This window comes from Nonlabens ponticola (genome assembly GCF_003966335.1).
Taxonomy (GTDB): Bacteria; Bacteroidota; Bacteroidia; order Flavobacteriales; family Flavobacteriaceae; genus Nonlabens; species Nonlabens ponticola.
Genome location: NZ_CP034549.1, coordinates 1,767,553 through 1,788,231, shown reverse-complemented (window position 1 = coordinate 1,788,231; position 20,679 = coordinate 1,767,553). Strand labels below are relative to the sequence as shown.

General features: G+C 39.1%; 19 protein-coding genes. 16 read left to right on the top strand and 3 right to left on the bottom strand.

Annotation, left to right across the window (positions count from 1 at the left end; all coding sequences use genetic code 11):
• Positions 1-14 precede the first annotated feature (14 nt).
• Positions 15-1,571: an NAD(P)/FAD-dependent oxidoreductase gene (locus EJ995_RS08125; protein WP_126447403.1), complete on the top strand. Its 1,557-nt coding sequence runs from the start codon at positions 15-17 to the stop codon at positions 1,569-1,571.
• 399 nt (positions 1,572-1,970) lie between these two features.
• Here the strand turns inward: EJ995_RS08125 and EJ995_RS08120 are convergent, their stop codons facing one another.
• A complete protein-coding gene (locus EJ995_RS08120; protein ID WP_126447401.1) occupies positions 1,971-4,385 on the bottom strand; it encodes a zinc-dependent metalloprotease in 2,415 nt (804 codons plus the stop codon).
• Positions 4,386-4,455: 70 nt separating this feature from the next.
• Between EJ995_RS08120 and EJ995_RS08115 the strand changes: the two genes are divergently transcribed.
• Complete coding sequence (locus EJ995_RS08115) at positions 4,456-4,863, top strand: hypothetical protein (RefSeq protein WP_126447399.1); 408 nt, start codon at positions 4,456-4,458, stop codon at positions 4,861-4,863.
• On the opposite strand, the gene EJ995_RS08110 is transcribed toward EJ995_RS08115, so the two are convergent.
• Positions 4,860-6,032, bottom strand: coding sequence for a GlmU family protein (locus EJ995_RS08110; protein ID WP_126447397.1), 1,173 nt, complete (start codon positions 6,030-6,032; stop codon positions 4,860-4,862). The two genes, EJ995_RS08115 and EJ995_RS08110, sit on opposite strands and share 4 nt — an antisense overlap.
• Before the next feature lie 79 nt (positions 6,033-6,111).
• On the opposite strand from EJ995_RS08110, the gene EJ995_RS08105 reads away from it, so the two are divergent.
• The 3 genes from EJ995_RS08105 to EJ995_RS08095 are packed head-to-tail and all read left to right on the top strand — an operon-like array spanning position 6,112 to position 11,565.
• The gene (locus EJ995_RS08105) at positions 6,112-7,218 is read left to right on the top strand and encodes a DUF3810 domain-containing protein (RefSeq protein ID WP_126447395.1); all 1,107 of its coding nucleotides are present in this window, start codon (positions 6,112-6,114) and stop codon (positions 7,216-7,218) included.
• Positions 7,219-7,277: 59 nt separating this feature from the next.
• The gene (locus tag EJ995_RS08100) at positions 7,278-10,256 is read left to right on the top strand and encodes an amidohydrolase family protein (RefSeq protein ID WP_206482232.1); all 2,979 of its coding nucleotides are present in this window, start codon (positions 7,278-7,280) and stop codon (positions 10,254-10,256) included.
• 10 nt (positions 10,257-10,266) lie between these two features.
• Entirely contained in the window at positions 10,267-11,565 is a 1,299-nt protein-coding gene (locus tag EJ995_RS08095) for an amidohydrolase family protein (protein WP_317126795.1), read from the top strand.
• Positions 11,566-11,666: 101 nt separating this feature from the next.
• Here EJ995_RS08095 and EJ995_RS08090 read toward each other — a convergent pair whose 3' ends face one another.
• Positions 11,667-12,470: a tyrosine-type recombinase/integrase gene (locus EJ995_RS08090; RefSeq protein WP_241234614.1), complete on the bottom strand. Its 804-nt coding sequence runs from the start codon at positions 12,468-12,470 to the stop codon at positions 11,667-11,669.
• A 162-nt stretch (positions 12,471-12,632) separates the two neighbouring features.
• Between EJ995_RS08090 and EJ995_RS08085 the strand changes: the two genes are divergently transcribed.
• From EJ995_RS08085 to EJ995_RS13325, 11 genes are all read left to right on the top strand, one after another.
• Positions 12,633-13,397, top strand: a complete 765-nt coding sequence (locus EJ995_RS08085; RefSeq protein WP_126447387.1) for a hypothetical protein — start codon at positions 12,633-12,635, stop codon at positions 13,395-13,397.
• Between the two features lie 144 nt (positions 13,398-13,541).
• Complete coding sequence (locus EJ995_RS08080; protein ID WP_126447385.1) at positions 13,542-13,802, top strand: hypothetical protein; 261 nt, start codon at positions 13,542-13,544, stop codon at positions 13,800-13,802.
• Positions 13,803-13,844: 42 nt separating this feature from the next.
• Positions 13,845-14,138 (top strand): FEKKY domain-containing protein, encoded by a 294-nt coding sequence (locus tag EJ995_RS08075; protein WP_126447383.1) that lies wholly within the window; start codon positions 13,845-13,847, stop codon positions 14,136-14,138.
• A gap of 158 nt (positions 14,139-14,296) precedes the next feature.
• Positions 14,297-14,686 (top strand): hypothetical protein, encoded by a 390-nt coding sequence (locus tag EJ995_RS08070; RefSeq protein ID WP_126447381.1) that lies wholly within the window; start codon positions 14,297-14,299, stop codon positions 14,684-14,686.
• 157 nt (positions 14,687-14,843) lie between these two features.
• The gene (locus EJ995_RS08065; protein ID WP_126447379.1) at positions 14,844-16,340 is read left to right on the top strand and encodes a protein kinase domain-containing protein; all 1,497 of its coding nucleotides are present in this window, start codon (positions 14,844-14,846) and stop codon (positions 16,338-16,340) included.
• A 157-nt stretch (positions 16,341-16,497) separates the two neighbouring features.
• On the top strand, positions 16,498-17,280 hold the full coding sequence (locus EJ995_RS08060) for a hypothetical protein (RefSeq protein WP_054560261.1): 783 nt from the start codon (positions 16,498-16,500) through the stop codon (positions 17,278-17,280).
• 149 nt (positions 17,281-17,429) lie between these two features.
• Positions 17,430-18,032 (top strand): hypothetical protein, encoded by a 603-nt coding sequence (locus EJ995_RS08055; protein ID WP_126447377.1) that lies wholly within the window; start codon positions 17,430-17,432, stop codon positions 18,030-18,032.
• Positions 18,033-18,197: 165 nt separating this feature from the next.
• The gene (locus EJ995_RS08050) at positions 18,198-18,467 is read left to right on the top strand and encodes a hypothetical protein (protein ID WP_126447375.1); all 270 of its coding nucleotides are present in this window, start codon (positions 18,198-18,200) and stop codon (positions 18,465-18,467) included.
• A complete protein-coding gene (locus EJ995_RS08045; protein WP_126447373.1) occupies positions 18,467-18,925 on the top strand; it encodes a PIN domain-containing protein in 459 nt (152 codons plus the stop codon). The genes EJ995_RS08050 and EJ995_RS08045 overlap by 1 nt, the downstream gene beginning before the upstream one ends.
• Positions 18,926-19,160: 235 nt before the next feature.
• On the top strand, positions 19,161-19,721 hold the full coding sequence (locus tag EJ995_RS08040) for a hypothetical protein (protein WP_126447371.1): 561 nt from the start codon (positions 19,161-19,163) through the stop codon (positions 19,719-19,721).
• A 159-nt stretch (positions 19,722-19,880) separates the two neighbouring features.
• Complete coding sequence (locus EJ995_RS13325) at positions 19,881-20,474, top strand: acyl carrier protein (RefSeq protein WP_126447369.1); 594 nt, start codon at positions 19,881-19,883, stop codon at positions 20,472-20,474.
• Positions 20,475-20,679: the final 205 nt, after the last annotated feature.

Sequence of the window (20,679 nt, the reverse complement as noted above, 5' to 3'; positions counted from 1 at the left end):
CATAGCTTTGCAGCATGATTAAAGAGATACAGCTGCGAGTAAGTTTGCCTGAAGAAGAGCAAGATCCTGATCTTACAAGAAGAGCTGCTTTACACCTAGGTGAAGATGTGTCAAATATCAACGGCATCGTGGTATTGCGTAAGTCTATTGATGCACGCAAAAAGATTGTGGTTTTTAATTACAAGATAGCCGTTTACATAAACGAGCCTCTACCTCAAGAATCCGAATATAAATTTGATTATCAAGACGTTTCTAAGGCGTCAAAAGTTCATATCATCGGCTTTGGCCCAGCTGGAATGTATGCAGCATTGCGTTGTATGGAATTAGGCTACAAACCAGTAGTTTATGAACGTGGCAAGGATGTGCAAAAACGACGTCGCGATATCAAGGCCATCAATCAGGATCATGTGGTTGACGAGGATTCCAACTATTGTTTTGGCGAAGGTGGCGCAGGAACATACAGCGATGGTAAATTATACACGCGCAGTTTGAAACGTGGCGATGTGCGTCGCATTTTTGAAAACTTGGTTTTTCATGGCGCGACTAACGAAATTCTAGTAGATGCGCATCCGCATATAGGTACGAACAAGCTACCCAAAATCATCCAGCGCATACGGGAAACCATCTTACAGTATGGTGGTGAGATCCATTTTGAGACGAGAGTCACTGATTTTATTTTAAGAAATGATGCGATAACCTCATTAATATTAAATGATCAAGATGAAGTCGCCGTAAATAAAGTGATACTAGCAACAGGCCATTCCGCTAGAGATATTTTTGAATTACTGCATCGCAAAAAAGTGACGATTGAAGCCAAATCATTTGCCATGGGCGTGCGTGTTGAGCATCCGCAACATATCATTGATTCTATTCAATACAGTTGTGACGGCGAGCGTAGCGAGTTGTTGCCAGCTGCGTCTTACAGTCTGGTACAGCAAATAAAAGGCCGCGGCGTCTATTCTTTTTGTATGTGTCCTGGTGGTTTTATCGTTCCTGCTGCCACCCAATCTGGCGAAGTCGTAGTCAATGGTATGTCGCCATCGCGACGCAATAATAAGTTTGCCAACTCTGGCATAGTGGTCGAAATCAATGCCGATACCGATCTCAAATCATTTGAAAAACATGGCGCGCTGGCTGGATTGGAATTTCAAAAAAATCTAGAACAACTTTCTTTTACCGCAGGCGGTAAATCACAAACGGCTCCAGCACAGCGATTGACGGATTTTGTTGATGGTAAACTGTCCGATACTCTCAATGAAACCTCTTATCAGCCTGGATTGCATAGTGCGCCGTTACATAGTTTATTACCCAAACTCATAGGCAGTAGATTGCGAAAAGGCTTTGCAGCTTTTGGTCACAAAATGCATGGCTACAATACCAATGAAGCCAACATAGTAGGTGTAGAATCTAGAACATCATCTCCCGTAAAAATACCGCGCACTGAAACGCTGGAACATCCACAAATAAAAAATCTATATCCGTGCGGTGAAGGTGGTGGCTACGCCGGTGGTATTGTCAGTGCAGCCATGGACGGTGAACGTTGTGCTGAGGCTGCGGTAGGTGGATTGTAAAGAATCCGTTGTTTTATTTAAACTTTCAATCGGACTTCGAGTGGCCTCTGTCCTCGATTATTCAGTGTTCGGTTTTCAGTATTCAGTATTTAGTATTTAGTATTTAGTATTTAGATACTGACAATCTGAATTTTAAACTTCATGACAATTAGTTCTCGACTGCGTTCGAACACGCATTTTGCTTTAATTTGGGATTTGGGATTTGGGATTTGGGATTTGGGATTTGGGATTTGGGATTTGGGATTTCTCACATAAGTAGTTCTCGACTACGCTCGAACAAGCATTCTGCTCGAAATTTGGAATTTAGGATTTTTAACAATCGGACTTCGAGAAGCCTCAGTCCTCAGTTTTGGATTTGGAGTTTGGAATTTGGGATTTGGGATTTGGGATTTCAAGAATCTACATTCCACAACTACCTATCGGACTACCATCTGGAATTTTTGCAACTGGTAATTCTTTGATCATTTCAGGATGCTGTCTTGCTTGTTCAATGCTTTGCAGCAATACCTTATCCGTTGGATTACTCGATTTACTTAATAGGCTCTCTATCCTACTGATTTGAGCAAGAATTTGGCCTTTAACCACAGCATTGATACTGGATGAATTAGTAGCCATCAGCAATTTGTTGACGTATTGTTCTTTGATTCTGTCAGTAATTAATTGCTCATAAGCTGTGTTTGTGTCGTTAGAGAAAATCTTATCGGTTAGTTCTTCAATCATCTCAGACAATTCAAGATTATCACCATAAATTTCTTGTTGTGCGATGCGGTTGAGTCTTGTTGCATTGAGCATGAGATCCAGTGTGATGTCAGCACTAGTGACAGCTGCAGCAACTGGATCAAAAGCGACGCCCGTTTGGGATTTGAAGCTTTCCCGGTCGCGATTGTACCCATAAGACCTAGGCGCAAACAAAGTCAACAAATCTTCTGGTATGGTCAATTGATTCACATCAAGTGTGTTTAATAATACTTTTAGCGCTTTTTCGTGCTCTGCTTTTTGCACATAAGTGAACTTAGGGTCTCCTTTAATAGCATAGCTGTATCTCATACCACCTAATAACTTGCTAGCCGCCTCTACCTGATACCTGTGTGAGAAATAGACTGGTACGAAAACATCTTCCAGAACACTGATAGGTTGCCCATTAGGAATATTATCCAGGCCAAATTGCTTCATAGCTACCTGACGTACCTTAAGGATACGTTCCAATTCATCGACGGCGCTTTCTCCGCTATCCCATAAATGTGCGTCTGCACTCGCACCGCTGCTAGCGCGCGCATCACTATCTGTAATGAAGAGCAAATCTTGATCAATGGCTTTCTGTAAAATGGATTGCAAGTATTCTTCCTGCGACTGTCCAGCCGCTGGATCGCCATAAGAATATTGCACCGTCAATTTATCCCATTCACCTATGCCTGTATCATAAGCATCAGATAGATCAATCTTGCCATTTTTCAAATCATACTTGGGATGCGGATAATCCATGACACTAGCGCGATCGCTCATGCTCGCAGCAAAATTATGGGCAAAACCCAGCGTGTGACCTACCTCATGCGCGCCTAGTTGTCTGATACGAGCCAGTGCCATTTCTAGCATTTCTGGTGATTCCTGACCGTTTGCAAAAGGCTTATCTAGCATTCCTTGCGCCAGCATGTAATCCTGACGTATGCGCAAACTACCTAATGAAACATGCCCTTTTATGATTTCGCCAGTTCTAGGATCTGTTATCGAGCCACCATAACTCCAGCCACGCGTACTGCGATGCACCCATTGTATCACATTGTAGCGCACATCTAGTGGATGTGCATCAGCAGGTAACATTTTTACCTGAAAGGCATTTTTATATCCTGCAGCTTCAAAAGCCTCGTTCCACCAACTGGCACCATCGATAAGCGCATCGCGCACTGGTTGTGGCGTACCAGGATCCAGATAGTAGATGATAGGCTCTACTGGCTCACTCATAGCTAGTTCTGGATTCTTTTTGGCGAGTCTATGTCTGGTGATCAATCGCTTCCGAATGGGCTGCGAGATAGGTGTACTGTAATCTAGATAACTAGTGTAAAATGATCCTGATCTCGGGTGAAATTCTCTAGGTTCATACTGATCATCAGGCAAGCGTACAAAACTGTGATGCTGGATCACACTCACGCTGCTCGCATCTGGAGCCACGCTACGCAGGTCGCTACCTTTAGGCTCACCAGTGAATGTGAGCATGGCTTGAAACTCCACATTATCGGGAAATGCCATAGTATTTTCCATCCACAATGCGCTGCGCGATTTATCTATTTTGTAGATTCCCTGGTTTCTAGATTTTAATCGTTGTGCCACGCCATGAGCATCTTCTAGTAGGAATGGTGTCAAGTCAATGGTATGGACGTCATCAACGGTCTTTTTGATCTCAAATCCATACAGTACAGATCGTGCAAAAGCCTCTTCCACGCTGGCTTGTTCTTCGTTATTTTCGGTAATTGCACGATAGGATAAATTGGGTTGAACGAGCAGTAATTTGTTGCCTGCCTTGATCCATTTTACCACAACGCCACCACCCAACTGGCCTCGATCCAATCCTATATCATTGGATCCCAATCCTGTTGCCAGCGCGTGTACGTAGAGAAATTCGCTATCTAGATCTTTGACTTCTAGCGATATAGCGCCCTTGTTTACATCATAATTGAAATTGAAGAAGCCCTTGAATTGTTGAGGTGTTTTGGTTGATTGCGCTTTCGCGAAAGCTAAATCATCAACATTTTTTCTCGCCTTACAAGAAGTTAAGGTGCTACCAGCCAGGATTATTGCAATTATTACTAGAATTCTCATGCTTATAAATTGATAAACAGGAAAGATAGCAAAGTATGATTGAAAATGTAAAATGACCTGATATCGATAAATGATGTATCTTAACCTTAAATTACTCACGTTGAAAGCCCTAACTATCATCGCAGTTGCCCTACTTTTTGTCTCCTGTGGATCAAATACTACCGAATCAAAATCGCCTATTTATGGTACCTGGAGAATCACTCATTCTCTTGCAGATCCTGGTAATGGCAGTGCTAAATTTCAAGAAACAGATAGCGATAAGACCTTGACTTTTAAAAAGGAAGGTACCGTTGTATCCAACGAGAACGTTTGTGTGGGCAACTTTTTTACCGCTGGCAAAACAGCCGAACTAGACATGACCACCAAGAGCTTCAATAAAGGCGGCTGTATCGCAGCTTTTGAACTTAATGGTAAGATCCTTGAAGTACGCTATCAGTGTATGGAAGCCTGTGCAGAACGTTATGAGAAGGTAGATTAAGCCTTGCGATACTGTCTGGTACGCTCAAAAACTGCGTCGAGAATATCTTTATCTTCTTGCTGCAACGATAAGCCACGGCGTTTCATCACGACATCTGCCACTTCATAGGCCTTATCTGTCTTGTAAACCATGTTTCCTTGCGGGCCACCCCAATTAAAGGATGGAATGAAATTGCGCGGGTAGCCAGCACCGTAAATATTGGCACTTACACCAACTACGGTTCCTGTATTGAACATGGTATTAATGCCACATTTTGAGTGATCGCCTAGCATGAGCCCACAGAATTGTAAACCAGTTTTTGCAAACCTACCTGTTTCATAATTCCACAATTTGACCTCGGCATAATTGTTTTTGAGATTGCTGGTGTTAGAATCTGCACCGATGTTACACCACTCGCCTAGTACGCTGTTGCCTAGGAAGCCTTCATGACCTTTGTTTGAATAACCAAAGATGACGCTATTGTTGACCTCACCGCCAATTTTGGAATGTGGGCCTACCGTCGTCGGGCCATAGACCTTAGTTCCTAGTTTTGTAGCGCTGTGTTCACATAGTGCAAAACCACCGCGTATGATGCTGCCTTCCATGACCTCGGCATTTTTGCCAATATAAATCGGACCAGTCGATGCATTGAGTATGGCAAATTGCAGTTTTGCGCCTTCCTCAATAAAAATGTTTTCTGGATTGACAGTCTGTACCGTTTCTGGAATGGGTTGGCTTTTTCTGCCAGCGGTGATCAGTTCAAAATCTGCTTGTAGTGCTTTACCATTTTTTGAAAAGATATCCCAAGTATTAAAAATTCCATCGACTTCTTCATCTGTAAAAAGCACTTGAGTGAGCTCGATAGTTGGTGTATGGATCTTACTGGCTCTATAAGCGATGACATGATTACCACCCATGAGTTTTTGACCTAGCTCTAGATTGAGAATTGCTTTGGCGAGTTTCTCAGTAGCAAAGATATGTCCAGCCACTACAAGGTTATCATCGGTTTCCTCAAGCTGGTATTTGGTTTGCAGATAATCCTGCGTCAAATAGCTAGCTGTTGCGTCCAGCATTTTTTCCCATCGTTGAGCCATGGTCAATATACCGCAACGTATGTGCGATGTTGGTCGCGTATAGGTGAAAGGCAATAACGGCGTGTGTAGATTAAAGTCGGCAAGGACGATATTCATAGGATGTTATTTTGATCAAAGGTCGGGAAAAAGTCACCACAATACCTAGTTTGTAAAATCCTATTAATAGATTAGCGTCATGAAGAAAAGCTGGGTACTTATCTTGTCCTTTACATCGCTTGCGATTCAAATTATAGGCTACCGTATCCTAAGGTCATTCCCAAATTTCATAGAAACCTACTACAGCACCGGCATCTATCCGTATATAGCTCGCGCCATGCGCATAGGTTTAGGATGGCTGCCGTTTTCTTTTGGCGATGTTGTTTATGTAGTCGGTGGACTATTGATGCTGCGCTGGTTGATAGTTTATCGATGGGAACTTATTGCGCCACTTCGACTACGCTCAATGCAGGAGTCGCGCCGTGCCTATCGGCAGGCAAGAAAGCGGTACACGCAACTATTCCTGACTGCAAATATCCTATTGCTGTTCTTTCACCTGGCTTGGGGTTTTAATTATTACCGCCAGCCACTGAATAAGGTATTAAATATAGATGCAGATTATACCACGGCAGAATTACAGCAAGTATCGCAGCAATTGATTGCAACCAGTAATATGCTACACAGTCAATTGCAGCAAAATGATACGCTGGCTGTGGCTTTTGATCGCTCTCAGGAAGAACTATTTGATTTGGCTCCAAGCGGTTTTGAAAGAATCGCAAGCGTATATCCGCAGCTGGATTATGGACAACCTAGTATCAAGAGATCGCTCCTTACATGGCCGCTTACCTATATGGGTTATAGCGGTTACCTCAATCCCATTACCGGCGAGGCACATACCAACGGTAACATCAATAACTTTAAGACGCCAGTACTCATTTTGCATGAGATGTCTCACCAATTAGGGTTTGCCAAGGAAAACGAGGCCAATTTCATAGCCGTCATCACTGGCATGAATCATGAGGACCTGTATTTCCAATACAGCGCGAGTATTTTTGCATTGAAATACTGTCTTAACGATTTGTACCGACGCGATCCAGCTCTATATGAAGAATTAAAACCTGACATTAAGCGAGGTGTTTTTAAAAACTGGCAAGAACTGCGAGATTTTTGGGCACCATACGATAATAACATTATCGAGCAAGCATCTCAGGCTACCTACAACACCTATCTCAAAGCAAACAACCAGCCTGATGGTATGCGCACCTATTCTTATGTGGTGGCATTGTTAGTTAATCATTATAAGTAGTGCTAATCTTGCTGTTATCACTATTTCCTTATTCCTATCTTTAAGGTCTTTAAACCACCATGTATATGAAAAAAATACTTTTTTCCATTCTGGCGATGGCGGCGATGACCGCGCAAGGCCAAGAATACTTTCCCAATAATGATGATATATCGGCAGTGAGTAAGTCGATGCGTGCCTTGACTGGTGCGACTATCATCACGAGTCCGGGAAAGAAGTTAGAAAACGCCTCGATCCTGATTAAGGACGGCAAAATTGTGGACGTAGGTCGCAACATTAAGATTCCTAAAAATGCCGTAGTAGAAGATGCTACCGGCACTTTTATTTACCCATCGTTCATTGAGACCTATGCAGACTTTGGAATGACGGTTCCTAAGAATGAGTCACGCGGTCAACAATACGATGAAGGTCGACAAGGTTTTTACTGGAACGACCACATACGTGCCGAGCAGGATGCCATCGACTTTTACGAGTACGACTCAAAGAAAGCCGAAAGCATGATGAAAGCTGGTTATGGTGTGGTACAAACGCACTTACACGACGGTATCGCTCGTGGTACTGGTATGGTTGTCGCGCTAAATAATAATGGTGACGACTCGCAACGTATCCTGAATAATAAGAGTGGTCAGTTTTTCTCATTTGACCGTAGTAGACAGACGAACCAGTCCTATCCTACTTCGCTTATGGGAACTATGGCTTTGTTACGTCAATCACACTTTGATGCAGACTGGTATGCCGCTGGCAATTCCAAAACCAAAGACCGCTCACTAGAGGCATTGAATGCCAATAAGAACCTGGTTCAATACATAGAAGCTGGAAATAAGAAAAATGTATTAAGAGCAGATAAGGTCGGTGATCGCGTAGGCAAGCAATTTGTCATTGTAGGTGGTGAAGATGCGCTAGAGATGGTGGATGCCATTAAAGCTACCAATGCACAACTAATTTTACCGATCAATTTCCCAGATGCTTATGACGTGACTGACCCTTACCAAGAATGGTACGTGAATCTCGCTGACATGCGTGAGTGGAAACAAGCACCTGCTAATCCTAAAAAATTGGCCGATGCTGGCGTGAAATACAGTATTACTACACATGGTTTAAAATCACCTGACGAGCTTCATGCAAAATTGATGCGTGCCATGCAATATGGATTGACCGCAGATCAAGCACTAGCTGCACTAACAACCACACCAGCAGCATTGCTTAACTTGAGTTCTTCTATTGGAACCTTGGAAAAAGGAAAGCACGCAAACTTTATCGTTACCAGTGGCGAGCTTTTTGAAAAAGACACTGATGTTTATGAAAATTGGGTTCAAGGATCCAAGCATGTGTTGAAAGATCGTGGTTTACTCAACGTGGATGGAACTTATGAAGCCATAGTAAACGGCGACACATATGAATTGGCTATCAGCGGCGATGCAAAGACGGTTAAAGTCATGCTGGACAGCACAAAATTAGGCAGCAAGATCGTGCGCAACGACGACTGGATTACCATCACGACATCCCAAAAGGACGCTGATGATAAAACCTACACGCGCTGGAGCATGAAATTGACCGAGAGTAATCCGCAGATGTTGAAAGGAAAGGTTTACTTACCTAATGGGATTGAAAGATCCTTTGTCGCTAGAAAACAAGCCGATAAGAAAGCAGAAGATGAAAAAGACGATGACGATAAAGAGGATGAAGCCGATCAAGAAATGATCACCGATCTAGGCAACATGACCTATCCTAATGTGGCTTACGGCTCTAAAACAAAACTCAAAGCAGAAACCATCCTATTTAAAAACGCGACCGTATGGACTAATGAAGATGCTGGTATTCTTGAGAATACCGATGTACTGGTCAAGAACGGTAAGATTTCTAAAGTAGGTAAAAACCTGAGCGCTGGTGGCGCTAGAGTGGTTGATGCCAGCGGCATGCACCTAACTAGTGGTATTATTGATGAGCACTCGCACATCGCCATTGATCAAGGTGTAAATGAGGCTGGACATAACAGTACTGCCGAGGTTACCATCGAGGACGTTGTTGATCACGAGGACATCAACATCTACCGTGATCTTGCTGGTGGCGTTACGACTTCGCAACTGCTGCACGGTAGTGCCAATCCCATTGGTGGCCGTAGTGCGATCATCAAGCTTAAATGGGGTTATAGCCCGCAGGAGATGATCTATGACAATTCACCTAAGTTTATCAAGTTTGCGCTGGGTGAGAACGTGAAGCAGTCCAGATACCAGAACGGCATACGTTTCCCGCAAACGCGCATGGGTGTCGAGCAGGTTTTTGAAGATTACTTTACACGTGCGCAGGAATATGACAAGTCTAGAGGCGATAACAACTTCCGTTATGATGAGGAGATGGAAACGCTGGTTGAGATTCTCAACGGCGAGCGCTATGTGACCTGCCACTCTTATGTACAGAGCGAGATCAACATGATGATGAAGGTGGCCGAGAAATACGGTTTCACACTCAACACATTCACGCATATTCTAGAAGGTTACAAGGTGGCTGATAAGATGAGAGAACACGGCGCTGGTGGATCAACCTTTAGCGACTGGTGGGCTTACAAGTATGAAGTGAACGACGCCATACCTTACAATGGTGCCATCATGCATTCACAAGGCGTTCTTACCGCGTTTAACAGTGATGATGCAGAAATGTCACGACGCTTGAACCAGGAAGCTGCCAAGGCTGTAAAATACGGTGGCGTGAGCGAGGAAGAAGCCTGGAAGTTTGTCACACTCAATCCTGCAAAACTGCTGCATATCGACGACCGTGTAGGTAGCATCAAGGAAGGTAAAGATGCAGATATCGTTTTGTGGAACCACAATCCGCTAGACATCAAGGCGATCCCGGAATATACCCTGGTAGATGGTATTGTGTTCTTTGAGAAATCTCGTGATGTTAGCTTTCGCGAAAGCATAAAAAAGGAACGTCAACAGTTGACAAACGAAATGATTATGGCAAAAAACAAAGGCTTGAAAACGCAGCTTGCCAAACAATCCACCAAGACCTTGTATGAATGTGAAACGCTACACTGGTAAAATGAAAGACATGAAAAACATATTATATATAGTACTGGCGATGCTAGGCACCACTGCCCTAGCCCAACAAATGCCAGCCGCACCACAGACTGGAGCTTACACCATTATGAATGGTACCGCTCATATAGGTAATGGCGAGGTAATTGAAAATTCAGTCATTGTTATAGAAAACGGGAAAGTCACCGCCATTGCAGATGCTACCACGGTAAGAATGGCACCCAAAGGTGAGGTTATTGATGCCACAGGAATGCACGTGTATCCTGGCTTTATTGCTGCCAACACTACGCTAGGATTGGTAGAAGTTGATGCCGTAAATGCCAGTGACGACCAGCGCGAGTTGGGAGTTTTTAATCCGCATATACGTAGTATAATTGCTTACAATGCAGAGTCTCGCGTGGTAGAAACCATGAGGCCCAATGGTATATTGATCGCTCAAACGGTACCGCGTGGTGGTCGCATCTCTGGACAGTCCAGCGTGGTGCAACTAGACGCGTGGAACTGGGAAGATGCTGCCGTGCGCATGGATGATGGTATTCATGTGAACTGGCCTGCCAGCTTCCGTAGATCGGGATCGTGGCCTAATTACGGGCCTATCGAGCCTAGCAAGGATTATGATGAGGACATTGAGGCACTGCGCGACTTTATGCGTCAAGCGGTCGCTTATAAATCTACAGACAATCCAGCAGACAAGGACTTGAAAATGGAGGCGATGCGACGTGTTCTGGACGGCAATGCAAACTTGTACATGCATGTATCTGGTGAGAAGGCGATTGTTGATGTGTTAGCTTTCGCGAAAGCTAACAATGTAAAAAACCTAGTACTGGTAGGAGCTCGTGGTGCACAGGAAATAGCTGGTGACATTGCGGCCGCTGGAGTTCCCGTACTCGCAGGTCGTGTACATAACTTACCGGCACGTGAGGACGCCGACTTTGACATGCCGTACAAGTTTCCAAAAATCCTAGCAGATGCTGGAGTCACCGTTGCGTTGGAGAATTCTGGTAGTATGGAGCGTCACCAGGTGCGCAACGTGCCATTCTATGCAGGAACGCTCACTGGCCATGGCGTGGATGCGGAACAAGCCTTGATGATGATAACGCTCAATCCTGCCAAGATCCTAGGCATAGACGCTGATTATGGCTCGCTGGAAGAAGGTAAGAGCGCTACCCTATTCATATCACAGGGCAATGCGTTGGACATGCGTACCAATAAATTGACTCGCGCCTTTATCGACGGCCGTGACATCTCGCTGGACACCAGGCAAAAAGATTTATACGAGCGCTACATGAGTAAATACGAGCGACAAAAATAGTTTATAGCTATTTTCTAATTTATCAAAGCCGATTCTTAATGGAATCGGCTTTTTTGATTAAGTGGAAATAGTTTATATCAAATATGAATTTGATCGGTGAGTTATTTGATAAAATCCAGCGGATTGGGCAAGTGTTGAAGCGTTTTATTGGTTACATGCGTGTAGATCAATGTTGTCTTGATACTGTTGTGACCCAGCAATTCCTTAATGACACGCAAATCAGTTCCTGCATCCATGAGGTGCGTGGCATAGGCGTGGCGCAAACTGTGCAGTGTAACTTTCTTGTTGATTCCAGCAAGCTTACACGATTTGTGGAACACCTTGCGCAGGCTTTGCGCGTGGTACTGATTTGTGGACTGGCCGTTGAATAAGAATTCCGTAGGTTGGTATTCCTTGTAGTACTTATTTAAAAGCTCGCCCAGACCATCAGGAAAAGGAATGATACGATCCTTTTTGTTTTTGGAACTTTTAATGTGTACCAGCTTGCGATGTTTGTCGATGTCGCTGATTTTGAGATTGATGAGCTCGCCGCTGCGTAATCCCAACGCATAAATTAGCGTTAGCATGGCTTTATGTTTCAAGTTTTTGGTATGCGATAAAATTGCTCCTACTTCCTGCGTGCTCAAAATCACTGGAATAGGTCTAGGCTTTACTCTAGGATAGACGCTATAAAAGTCAAGATCGCGTCTGTGCATCTCTTTAAAATAGAGTTTTAGTGCAGACAGTAGTTGCTTTTGCGTGGCAACGGCAAGAGACTTTGCTACGACTACCTCGCTTACTGCCTCTTTTATTTGACGATCCTGCAACTCGTCGATAGGATGATCATGCCCTAGGAATTTTTGAAAGGCAATGAGTAAACCACGATAAGAATCAATAGTGTTGGGCGCATACCTTTTAATGGTCATTAACTGCCTAAAATCGTCAAAGGTTTGCATATACTACCAAAAGTGAATTATGTTCAAATCTATCAAAAGGTTTGCATATACCTACCATATAGTATTGTAAACTGGTAATAAATGGCTTAGGTTTGTTTATATAACCGTTGTAAAACATTTTAATAAACACCTTTGAGGACACTAAACTTTTTTATTTTATTGCTTATTCCATTATTGTCTTTTTCTCAAAGTCAAGCGGAAATGAACGCGGTAGCTGAAATTCAGAACTATTTTAAAGAATACCAAAATTTTGATTTGGACACTTTAAAGTTGATTGATTTCAAAACCATAAGAGAGGTTAATCCTAAATATAGTTTTGGCGGATTCCTATATGCTAGAGATATCGACTACGGTTTAACCGAATCAGTATATGAAGTAAACATTAATTATCCTGATAACAAACAGATAAAAAATAAATCGTATAATGTTCATACGTTCAAAAAAAATAATATCATAGTAGGTTTAATAAGTTTTGATACTTATCGAAAAGACACCGAATTTTACTTTGAAGAAACTACGTTTGACGAATATTTAAGTAATCATAATGTATTCTACCAAACCAACTTAAAAAAAGAAGACTTTATCAGTCAGGTATTATCTTATCATATTTACGGATACTTTTGTGGATATGCGCCTATTTCTTACAAAATACCAAGATATAATGATTTCAAATTCGATAAAAAAAGGAATGCGAAAAAGTTTAGAGAATGGTTAAAATCATTTAATCCAGAATTACAAACTTACGGAGTAGACGCTTTGGAATATTTAGACGAGAACACCAGTTTCGAACTAAGCAAGTTGGATGAAATACTAATTAAACATATTAAAAAGAGAAATTCTATATTGAGCACATGTAGCGGTTGCGAAATAGGAATTTATGAAAGAGTTTATAAATAATAACGTTTTACAACAATGGCTATACGCAATTGCTCTGTCATTGCTCATCCGAAAATTCCTGCGGAATTTTCTACGGTTTGAATATATTTGGAAAAATAAGGATGAACCGCGCAACTGCGCATAGCCTAGACCGTTGTAAAACATTTGAAGAAAAATCTGAACATACAGAAAAACATTATCAAACTGATTTTAATATTAGTTTGCGGAATTATATACGGACAAACTGAAATCGTAGGAAAGGTGATTAGCGGAGTTTCAGGAGAAAAACCAATTTCGGATATTTATGTTCAAGAATTGATTACTAAACAACCATTAATTATGGCTGACAGTTTAGGTAATTTCCGAATTGAATATCTTGAACCTAATCAAAAATATATTATAGAGATCTCTGCATTCGGTTACTGAAAACAAAAGTTTGACGTCGAAACGAAAAACGGAATTAATAACGTGACGTTTGAATTAAAAGCGGATTGTGAATATAATGCTGAACGTGCAGAATCTGACTGGAAAAACGGAACGGCAAATTTATTACTTGTTGGTTCAATTGCACCAATTGCAAACTCACCTTCCGGCAATCGATTTGAGAAAAGATTTAAAGTTAAATATTTTGATTTTGGTTGTGAACCACCAATTTCGGAATGTATTGAACAATATAACGAACGGATATTTGAACTAATGGACGAAAAATACGGAAATAAATGGCGTGAAAAAGTTCGTTCTGATGTAGAATATTTGGAGTAAAAAACGTTTTACAACAATGGCTATAAACAATTGCTATTACAGGCTTATCCTGAAAATTCCTGCGGAATTTTCAGCTTGCAGTTTACTTGTAGAAGTCCGTGCTAACCCACGCAACTGTTCATAGCCCAAACCGTTGTGCATAATTTGAGAAACAGAATATGAAAATAATTTTACTGACATTTTTGATTGGAATTTCAAACATCCAAATCAACCAAGAAAAATCTATTGACAAATGGATTCAAGAAATCGTTGACGAAATGATTGAAATGAATGACCTTGGAAATTATAGTGAAAAAGAAATTCCTTCTGATATAAAAGTTAATTTTATTATGGTGGAATCCGTGAAAGACATAAAAATTGAAGATGGAATTATAAGTATGCTCGTAAATCACGGCACTGGAAAATATTGTACTGAATTGAAATTTAAATACGTGGAAAAAGACAAAAATTTCTATCTAATTTTCGACGAACCCGAAATGAAAACAATACTCGGAACTGAAAGGAAATTTATTAATCCGTGGATTGAAAAAAATAAAGTATGTGAATAAAAACTATGCACAACACCGTATAAAAATAATTGCGGTTTAGTGCTAAAATAAAGGCAGTTGCGTATTTGCTACATCTAAATTTCCTTCGGAAATTCTTCGCACGCAAACCCGCAACTATATTTATACATAACCGTTGTATGCAAGCTGAAATAACAAAATGAAAGAACGATTTTCAAGATATTTAAAAGACAATAAAAATAAGATTCAGCTTTCTGTTGGAGAAATAAATTTGATTGATAAAATTGGTGAAGGTGGCAACGGAATTGTATACAAAGGTGAAATTTTCGGAAAGACATTTGCTTTCAAATTTCTTTTGAGTAATACCTCTGGAAAATCTCTAAAAACAAAGACCGAGCGTTTTTTAGCAGAATATTTCAACATAGTAACTATTGAGAAAACGAATTTCATCGTTAAATATGTGGATTACGATTTGCTAAACCTCGAGGATGAAGAGGGTTCTGCGATTATTCCAGTGATAATGATGAAGGAATATGAAAGTTCATTAAAACTTGATGAATCAGAAAACAAGGGTCAAAATTTCATTAAACTACTTAATTTTTTATTGGATGCAGTAGATGAAATACATAGTCAAGGCATTATTCATCGAGACTTAAAACCAGAAAACATTTTAGTTAAAGATGGAAAATATGTTTTAGCAGATTTTGGAATCGCCAGTTACAATCCTGAAATTTTTGAAATCCGAGCAAAAACTGTCAAGAATGAAAGAATTGGTAATAGACTTTTTTCTGCACCAGAACAAGAAATAGCCGGCAAAGATTCACATCCGACTATGGATATATATGCAATTGGCCAAATTCTACAATGGTTTGCTACAGGAAATACACACAGAGGCACGGGAAGAAAAAGAATTTCTCTCAAAATAGAAGATGAGAGAATGTTTAATGGAGTTATTGAAAATTGTTTAAAAAATGAACCAAGCCAAAGATTCCAAAGCATTGCAGACATCAAACAATATATAAAGGATAGTAGAGAAAAAGATATTTTCGAATATATGTACGACTTTAATAGAGTTGTTCGTAGTAATTTTCCAAAAAATAACTGGGGCTTTGTTCATAGCAATGATTTAGAACGAATAGATAGTCTTTTCCAAACCTTTAAGGATAATGAAGAACTATTTGATAATAAACTGTGGTGGCACGATGGTTCTGGAAATATTGATTTTACACTAACAAGAAAAGGGTTAGCTACCTGGAAATTTTGGGATTCAGAATACTCAATAAAAGAAATTTGGGTATTCTATGACAACAGTGTTTTTAATGACTTCATTTTAGTTCATCATAATAAGTCAGAACCATTTATTGTTGAAGGAGAAGAGACATTTCATACTGCAATTGTTGATGATGAGCATCACATATCATACAGTGAATATCAAAATGGGTACGCTGAAATTAATGGTAAAGTTGTAGATCTAGCTGACCACAAAGTCGAATTTATTGAAAGAGCTAAAGAAGATGGATATTTCTTTGTTGGACTAACTTACCATTGCATATTAAGGCAAAGGAATGACAAAACGGTAAGAGATTTCATTGAAACTTTAAAAGCGAAAGATGGCAACATTGAAATAGAGGAGTTAAGAGAATTTCAATGGAAAATTAGAAAAAATAAATTAACGGAGGTAATGATGAGACTTTAAAAGCCAGCATACAACAATGGCTATAAGTAATTGCTTCTACTCGCCTACTTTTGAAATTCCTGCGGAATTTCCAACTTGGTGTGTACTTGCAAAGTTAAGTACTAAACCACGCAACTACTCATAGCCGAGACCGTTGTACACAATATAACCCAACAGAATGAACAGAAAAATAATCACACTTTTACTTTTAGCAATATTCACAAATTTTGGATATTCTCAATCAGACAAAATCAATATCAAAACCGAACATTTGACAGAGGCGAATTATCTGAAAATGGATGATTTTTATTTAACTCATTACTTATACATTGATTTGTTTTTAAGAGAAAACTTATTTCCTGAAGCAAGTCCTGAAGATGTTTCATCAGTTCTAAAAGCATTGAAAAAATATGTTTCTGTAGAAAATAAATTAGACATCGAAATTGAAAAACCAGGGAAAAGAAATTACTTGATTCGATTTACCATATTAAAGAAAGATGACGGAACTGAACTTTTGATTGCTTTCACAAATTGGACTGTAAAGAAAAAAGCTTTTGAAAAAGAAATCAAAATGGAAAATGATTCTTACACCAGATGGTATTTTCTAAATGGCAACAAAATGACTTACCGAAAAGATATGTCTGACCAAAACGATTACTCAACTATGAATAAATCTGACTTGGCTAATGCTTACTTATTCGATGAACTATCTGAAAACGATTCCGAGATAGGAAGTACAATAAAGGAATACCTAAACCAAGGTGATATAACTATTTCAGATAAAATCATGGCGAATTTGATTCTTTTAAAATATCAAATATTTAAAAAGGAGAATGATAATGTGACCAAACAAGCTGAATACTTGGCTGAATTATTTGAACAAAATAAATCTGAAACAAATTTAAGAGGTTTGCAAGCAGCATTTAATGCGACAAAATTTCAAATAGAATTAAGTAAATAAATACTGTGTACAACAATGGCTATAAGTAATTGCTGGTTCTCGCCTACTTCTGAAAATCCTCGCGGATTTTCAGTTAGGTGTGTACTTGCAAAGTTAAGTGCTAAACCACGCAACTACTCATAGCTGAGACCGTTGTAAAACATTTAGAATTGAAACCTTTAATTACATTTTTCTTTTTTGTTTCAATGGCTTACCATGGCAATGGTCAAAATCATACTGCCTCTCAAATTTTAGTGAAAGCAGATAGTGTATTAAATGCCCATTTCGGAAAACATTTAATTGAATACTTCAGTTTAGATAAAGAGTCTCGGCTAGCCAAAACTGATAGCTTAGATGTGATTTCTTCGCCTTTTGATAGATATGAAGTTTTATATGATTTAAACCATCCAAATTTCACGTTCGAAAATGTACATCTTGGAGTTTATATGGAATTTGATACCTCATTGAAATTTATTGATATGTATTTTGATGAGCGAATACCGGAATATTTGCTCAAAAATGAAAACTCAAATTTTCTGACCAAAAAACAAGTCGAAAACATCGTATCGAAAATAAAATTAAAGAAAGCTGTATCGCCTATAACAATGAGATTGGAGTGGAATATTCATACTGACAAATATGAATGGAAAGTTTTCAACACGCTTTACGAGGAGAAATGTTATTCAAAGGATGAAATACTACTAATCGACGCTATTAGTGGCGAAATAAATTATCACGAAGAAGAGGAACATCGAACGCTTCATTGCTACTAAATAAACGTTTTACAACACGGGCTATACACAATTGCTCGGTTTGTGGTCATCCAAAAATTTCTACGAAATTTTCTACGGGTTGGGTACATTTGAGAAAACAAGGCTAACCCACGCAACTACTCATAGCCGAGACCGTTGTGTGCAATTTGACAAACCAAAGACAATATGAATTTAAAAGAATTATATCAAATAGCTAAAACTGAATTGTCAGGACTTTCATCACTTGACAATTCAGATTTCAGATTAGAACAAGCTGAATATCAAAAAGAGGAAAAAATTTGGGAAATTGTTGTTTCATATTTAGTCGAAAACACAAATAAACCAACGTCTCCACTAGGAGCTTTGACATCTGGATTTACATATCATAGAATTTATAAGAAAGTAAAAATAGACAATGAAAAAAATGTTATTGGATTTTATATCTATGAAAAGTAATGATTTTAATAGATTCTAACTCTCTTTTAGTTTTAATATTAGGATTAATGAATCCTGCTTTAATAAATAAGCACAGTAAAACGTCTATTTATGAAGAGGAAGATTTTCATAATTTAGTTTCTGCAATTAAAAAAATAGAATCAATAGTAGTTCTTCCAAATATCTGGACTGAAGTTGACAATTTACTTAATAAGTTCACAGGTAGTCAAAAAGAATTATATGTAAAAAGAATAATCGAAACAATTAAAATAACTTCCGAAAAGTATCTTGAATCTAAAATGGTTGAAAACAATTATTCATTTTATGACCTCGGACTTGCAGATACGCTGATTTTAGAATGTGCCAAAGATTGCGAAATGCTCATAACATCAGACTCCGCTCTATCTGACTATGCTAGAGCTCTTGGAGTTAATGTTTATGATATGAAAGAATTAAAAAATGAAAGATTAAAACAATAAAAACTGCACACAACAACGTATAAAAATAATGCGTAGTTTAGTGCTTAATCAAAGGTTAGTGCAATTTTGTTACGTCTGATTTTCCTTCGGAAAATCCTCGCACACAAAACCGCACTATTCTTATACAAGACCGTTACCACACATTTGGACATTGAGACATTTAATCACTACAGTATTAATCTTATTACTTGTTAGCTGTAAAACTTCTAACATTAATAACACCGACTTAGATGCTATGGAGCATATTTCTCAAATTCAATCATCGATGAAGGAAATGGGCGTCAAAGACTATTTCATTGTACAATACATTCAATACGGGACTATAACATTCATAAAAAAAGGATATTCGAAAAAGAAAGTTTGCCTGCCAAAGAGAACCTATTACCAGCTCTTTGCATTCTGGAACAAAAATGAATCAAACTTCATTCAGAAATTTGATAACTGCGGAAAATTTGAACCAATTAAACTTTCGCAATCAGAGCCATTAGAATACTATCTAGATAACAAGCAAGAAATTATCATCTCGGAAGTTAAACAATATCAAATAGGCGAAAATGAATACACAACTGTTACACATCAGCCTTTAAGATATTATTGGTTCACAGCAGAGAATAAGAATTATACCTCGGATTTTGATAAATTTGACTTGACAACGTCAATAGATAGCACTTCGTTCATCTCAAAACCAAATTTAAATTACGAATACAACCAAGAACTACCTATTGTAAAGCTGAATAAGAAAGCAGAAGATTTGATAGCTAAGTTGAGCGTCGAAAAGAAATTTCAACGCGAATAAAACGTGTGGTAACAAGGGCTATACGCAATTGCTTGGTTCTTGCTCAGACGAAAATCTCTGCGAAATTTTCTACGGTTTGGGTATATTTGGATAGACAAGGATAAGGTACGCAACTGCGCATAGCCGAAACCGTTGGCAAACATTTAAACCAAATTGAGAATGGGATTAGATTCCGTTGAATTATTGATGTCAGTTGAAGACAAATTTGGAATACGAATTGAGGATTCCGAAGCGGAAAAGATTTATACCGTTCAAAATTTTGTGGATTGTGTTTACAGTAAAATAATCACCAATCCGAATGAAAAATGCTTAACCCAAATTGTCTTTTATCGAATTAGAAAAGCATTTCGGAACTTAAATTTGACCGAAAAAGAAATCAAACCCGAAACCAAAATATCGGAATTGCTCACTCAAACGGAATTGAAAGAAAATTGGCATCTACTAAAAACCGAAATCGGACTTGATTTGCCTGAATTGGTTGCACTTGATTTTAATCCGGAATTAGGTTCTCACGTCAAAATTTTTGGAATTAAAACGATTAAACGAACCACGCCTGTTTCGAGCGGAACTTTGCGCGAATTAGTTGACTGGACAATCGCTTTGAACCAAGAAAAACTGATTGATATTGAAAAAATAACGGACAAATACGTGGTTGAGCGAATTGTAATTGGAATAATAAACAAAAACTTGGGAATACCAATTAGCGAAATAAAATTGGAACACTCAATAACAAATGATTTAGGAATTGACTAAAAAACGTTTGCCAACAACGTGTATAGCTCATTGCTAATCAGTTGCTTAAACCAAAGTTAAGGTATATTTGGAAAGTCGCCAAATTTTTAAATTTGACGATTTCCAAGAAAAAAGATAAATAGTAAAATTTAAAAATCTGGCTTGTGGCTCAACCGAAAATTAATCGCTAATTTGCACGCAACAAGCCATACACAAGACCGTTGTG

Excerpts from the sequence above, each read along its gene's own strand:
- EJ995_RS08125 (WP_126447403.1), top strand. The coding sequence starts at position 15 with ATGATTAAAGAGATACAGCTGCGAGTAAGTTTGCCTGAAGAAGAGCAA.
- EJ995_RS08120 (WP_126447401.1), bottom strand. The coding sequence starts at position 4,385 with ATGAGAATTCTAGTAATAATTGCAATAATCCTGGCTGGTAGCACCTTA.
- EJ995_RS08115 (WP_126447399.1), top strand. The coding sequence starts at position 4,456 with ATGATGTATCTTAACCTTAAATTACTCACGTTGAAAGCCCTAACTATC.
- EJ995_RS08110 (WP_126447397.1), bottom strand. The coding sequence starts at position 6,032 with ATGAATATCGTCCTTGCCGACTTTAATCTACACACGCCGTTATTGCCT.
- EJ995_RS08105 (WP_126447395.1), top strand. The coding sequence starts at position 6,112 with ATGAAGAAAAGCTGGGTACTTATCTTGTCCTTTACATCGCTTGCGATT.
- EJ995_RS08100 (WP_206482232.1), top strand. The coding sequence starts at position 7,278 with ATGTATATGAAAAAAATACTTTTTTCCATTCTGGCGATGGCGGCGATG.
- EJ995_RS08095 (WP_317126795.1), top strand. The coding sequence starts at position 10,267 with ATGAAAAACATATTATATATAGTACTGGCGATGCTAGGCACCACTGCC.
- EJ995_RS08090 (WP_241234614.1), bottom strand. The coding sequence starts at position 12,470 with ATGACCATTAAAAGGTATGCGCCCAACACTATTGATTCTTATCGTGGT.
- EJ995_RS08070 (WP_126447381.1), top strand. The coding sequence starts at position 14,297 with ATGAAAATAATTTTACTGACATTTTTGATTGGAATTTCAAACATCCAA.
- EJ995_RS08065 (WP_126447379.1), top strand. The coding sequence starts at position 14,844 with ATGAAAGAACGATTTTCAAGATATTTAAAAGACAATAAAAATAAGATT.
- EJ995_RS08060 (WP_054560261.1), top strand. The coding sequence starts at position 16,498 with ATGAACAGAAAAATAATCACACTTTTACTTTTAGCAATATTCACAAAT.
- EJ995_RS08050 (WP_126447375.1), top strand. The coding sequence starts at position 18,198 with ATGAATTTAAAAGAATTATATCAAATAGCTAAAACTGAATTGTCAGGA.
- EJ995_RS08045 (WP_126447373.1), top strand. The coding sequence starts at position 18,467 with ATGATTTTAATAGATTCTAACTCTCTTTTAGTTTTAATATTAGGATTA.
- EJ995_RS08040 (WP_126447371.1), top strand. The coding sequence starts at position 19,161 with ATGGAGCATATTTCTCAAATTCAATCATCGATGAAGGAAATGGGCGTC.
- EJ995_RS13325 (WP_126447369.1), top strand. The coding sequence starts at position 19,881 with ATGGGATTAGATTCCGTTGAATTATTGATGTCAGTTGAAGACAAATTT.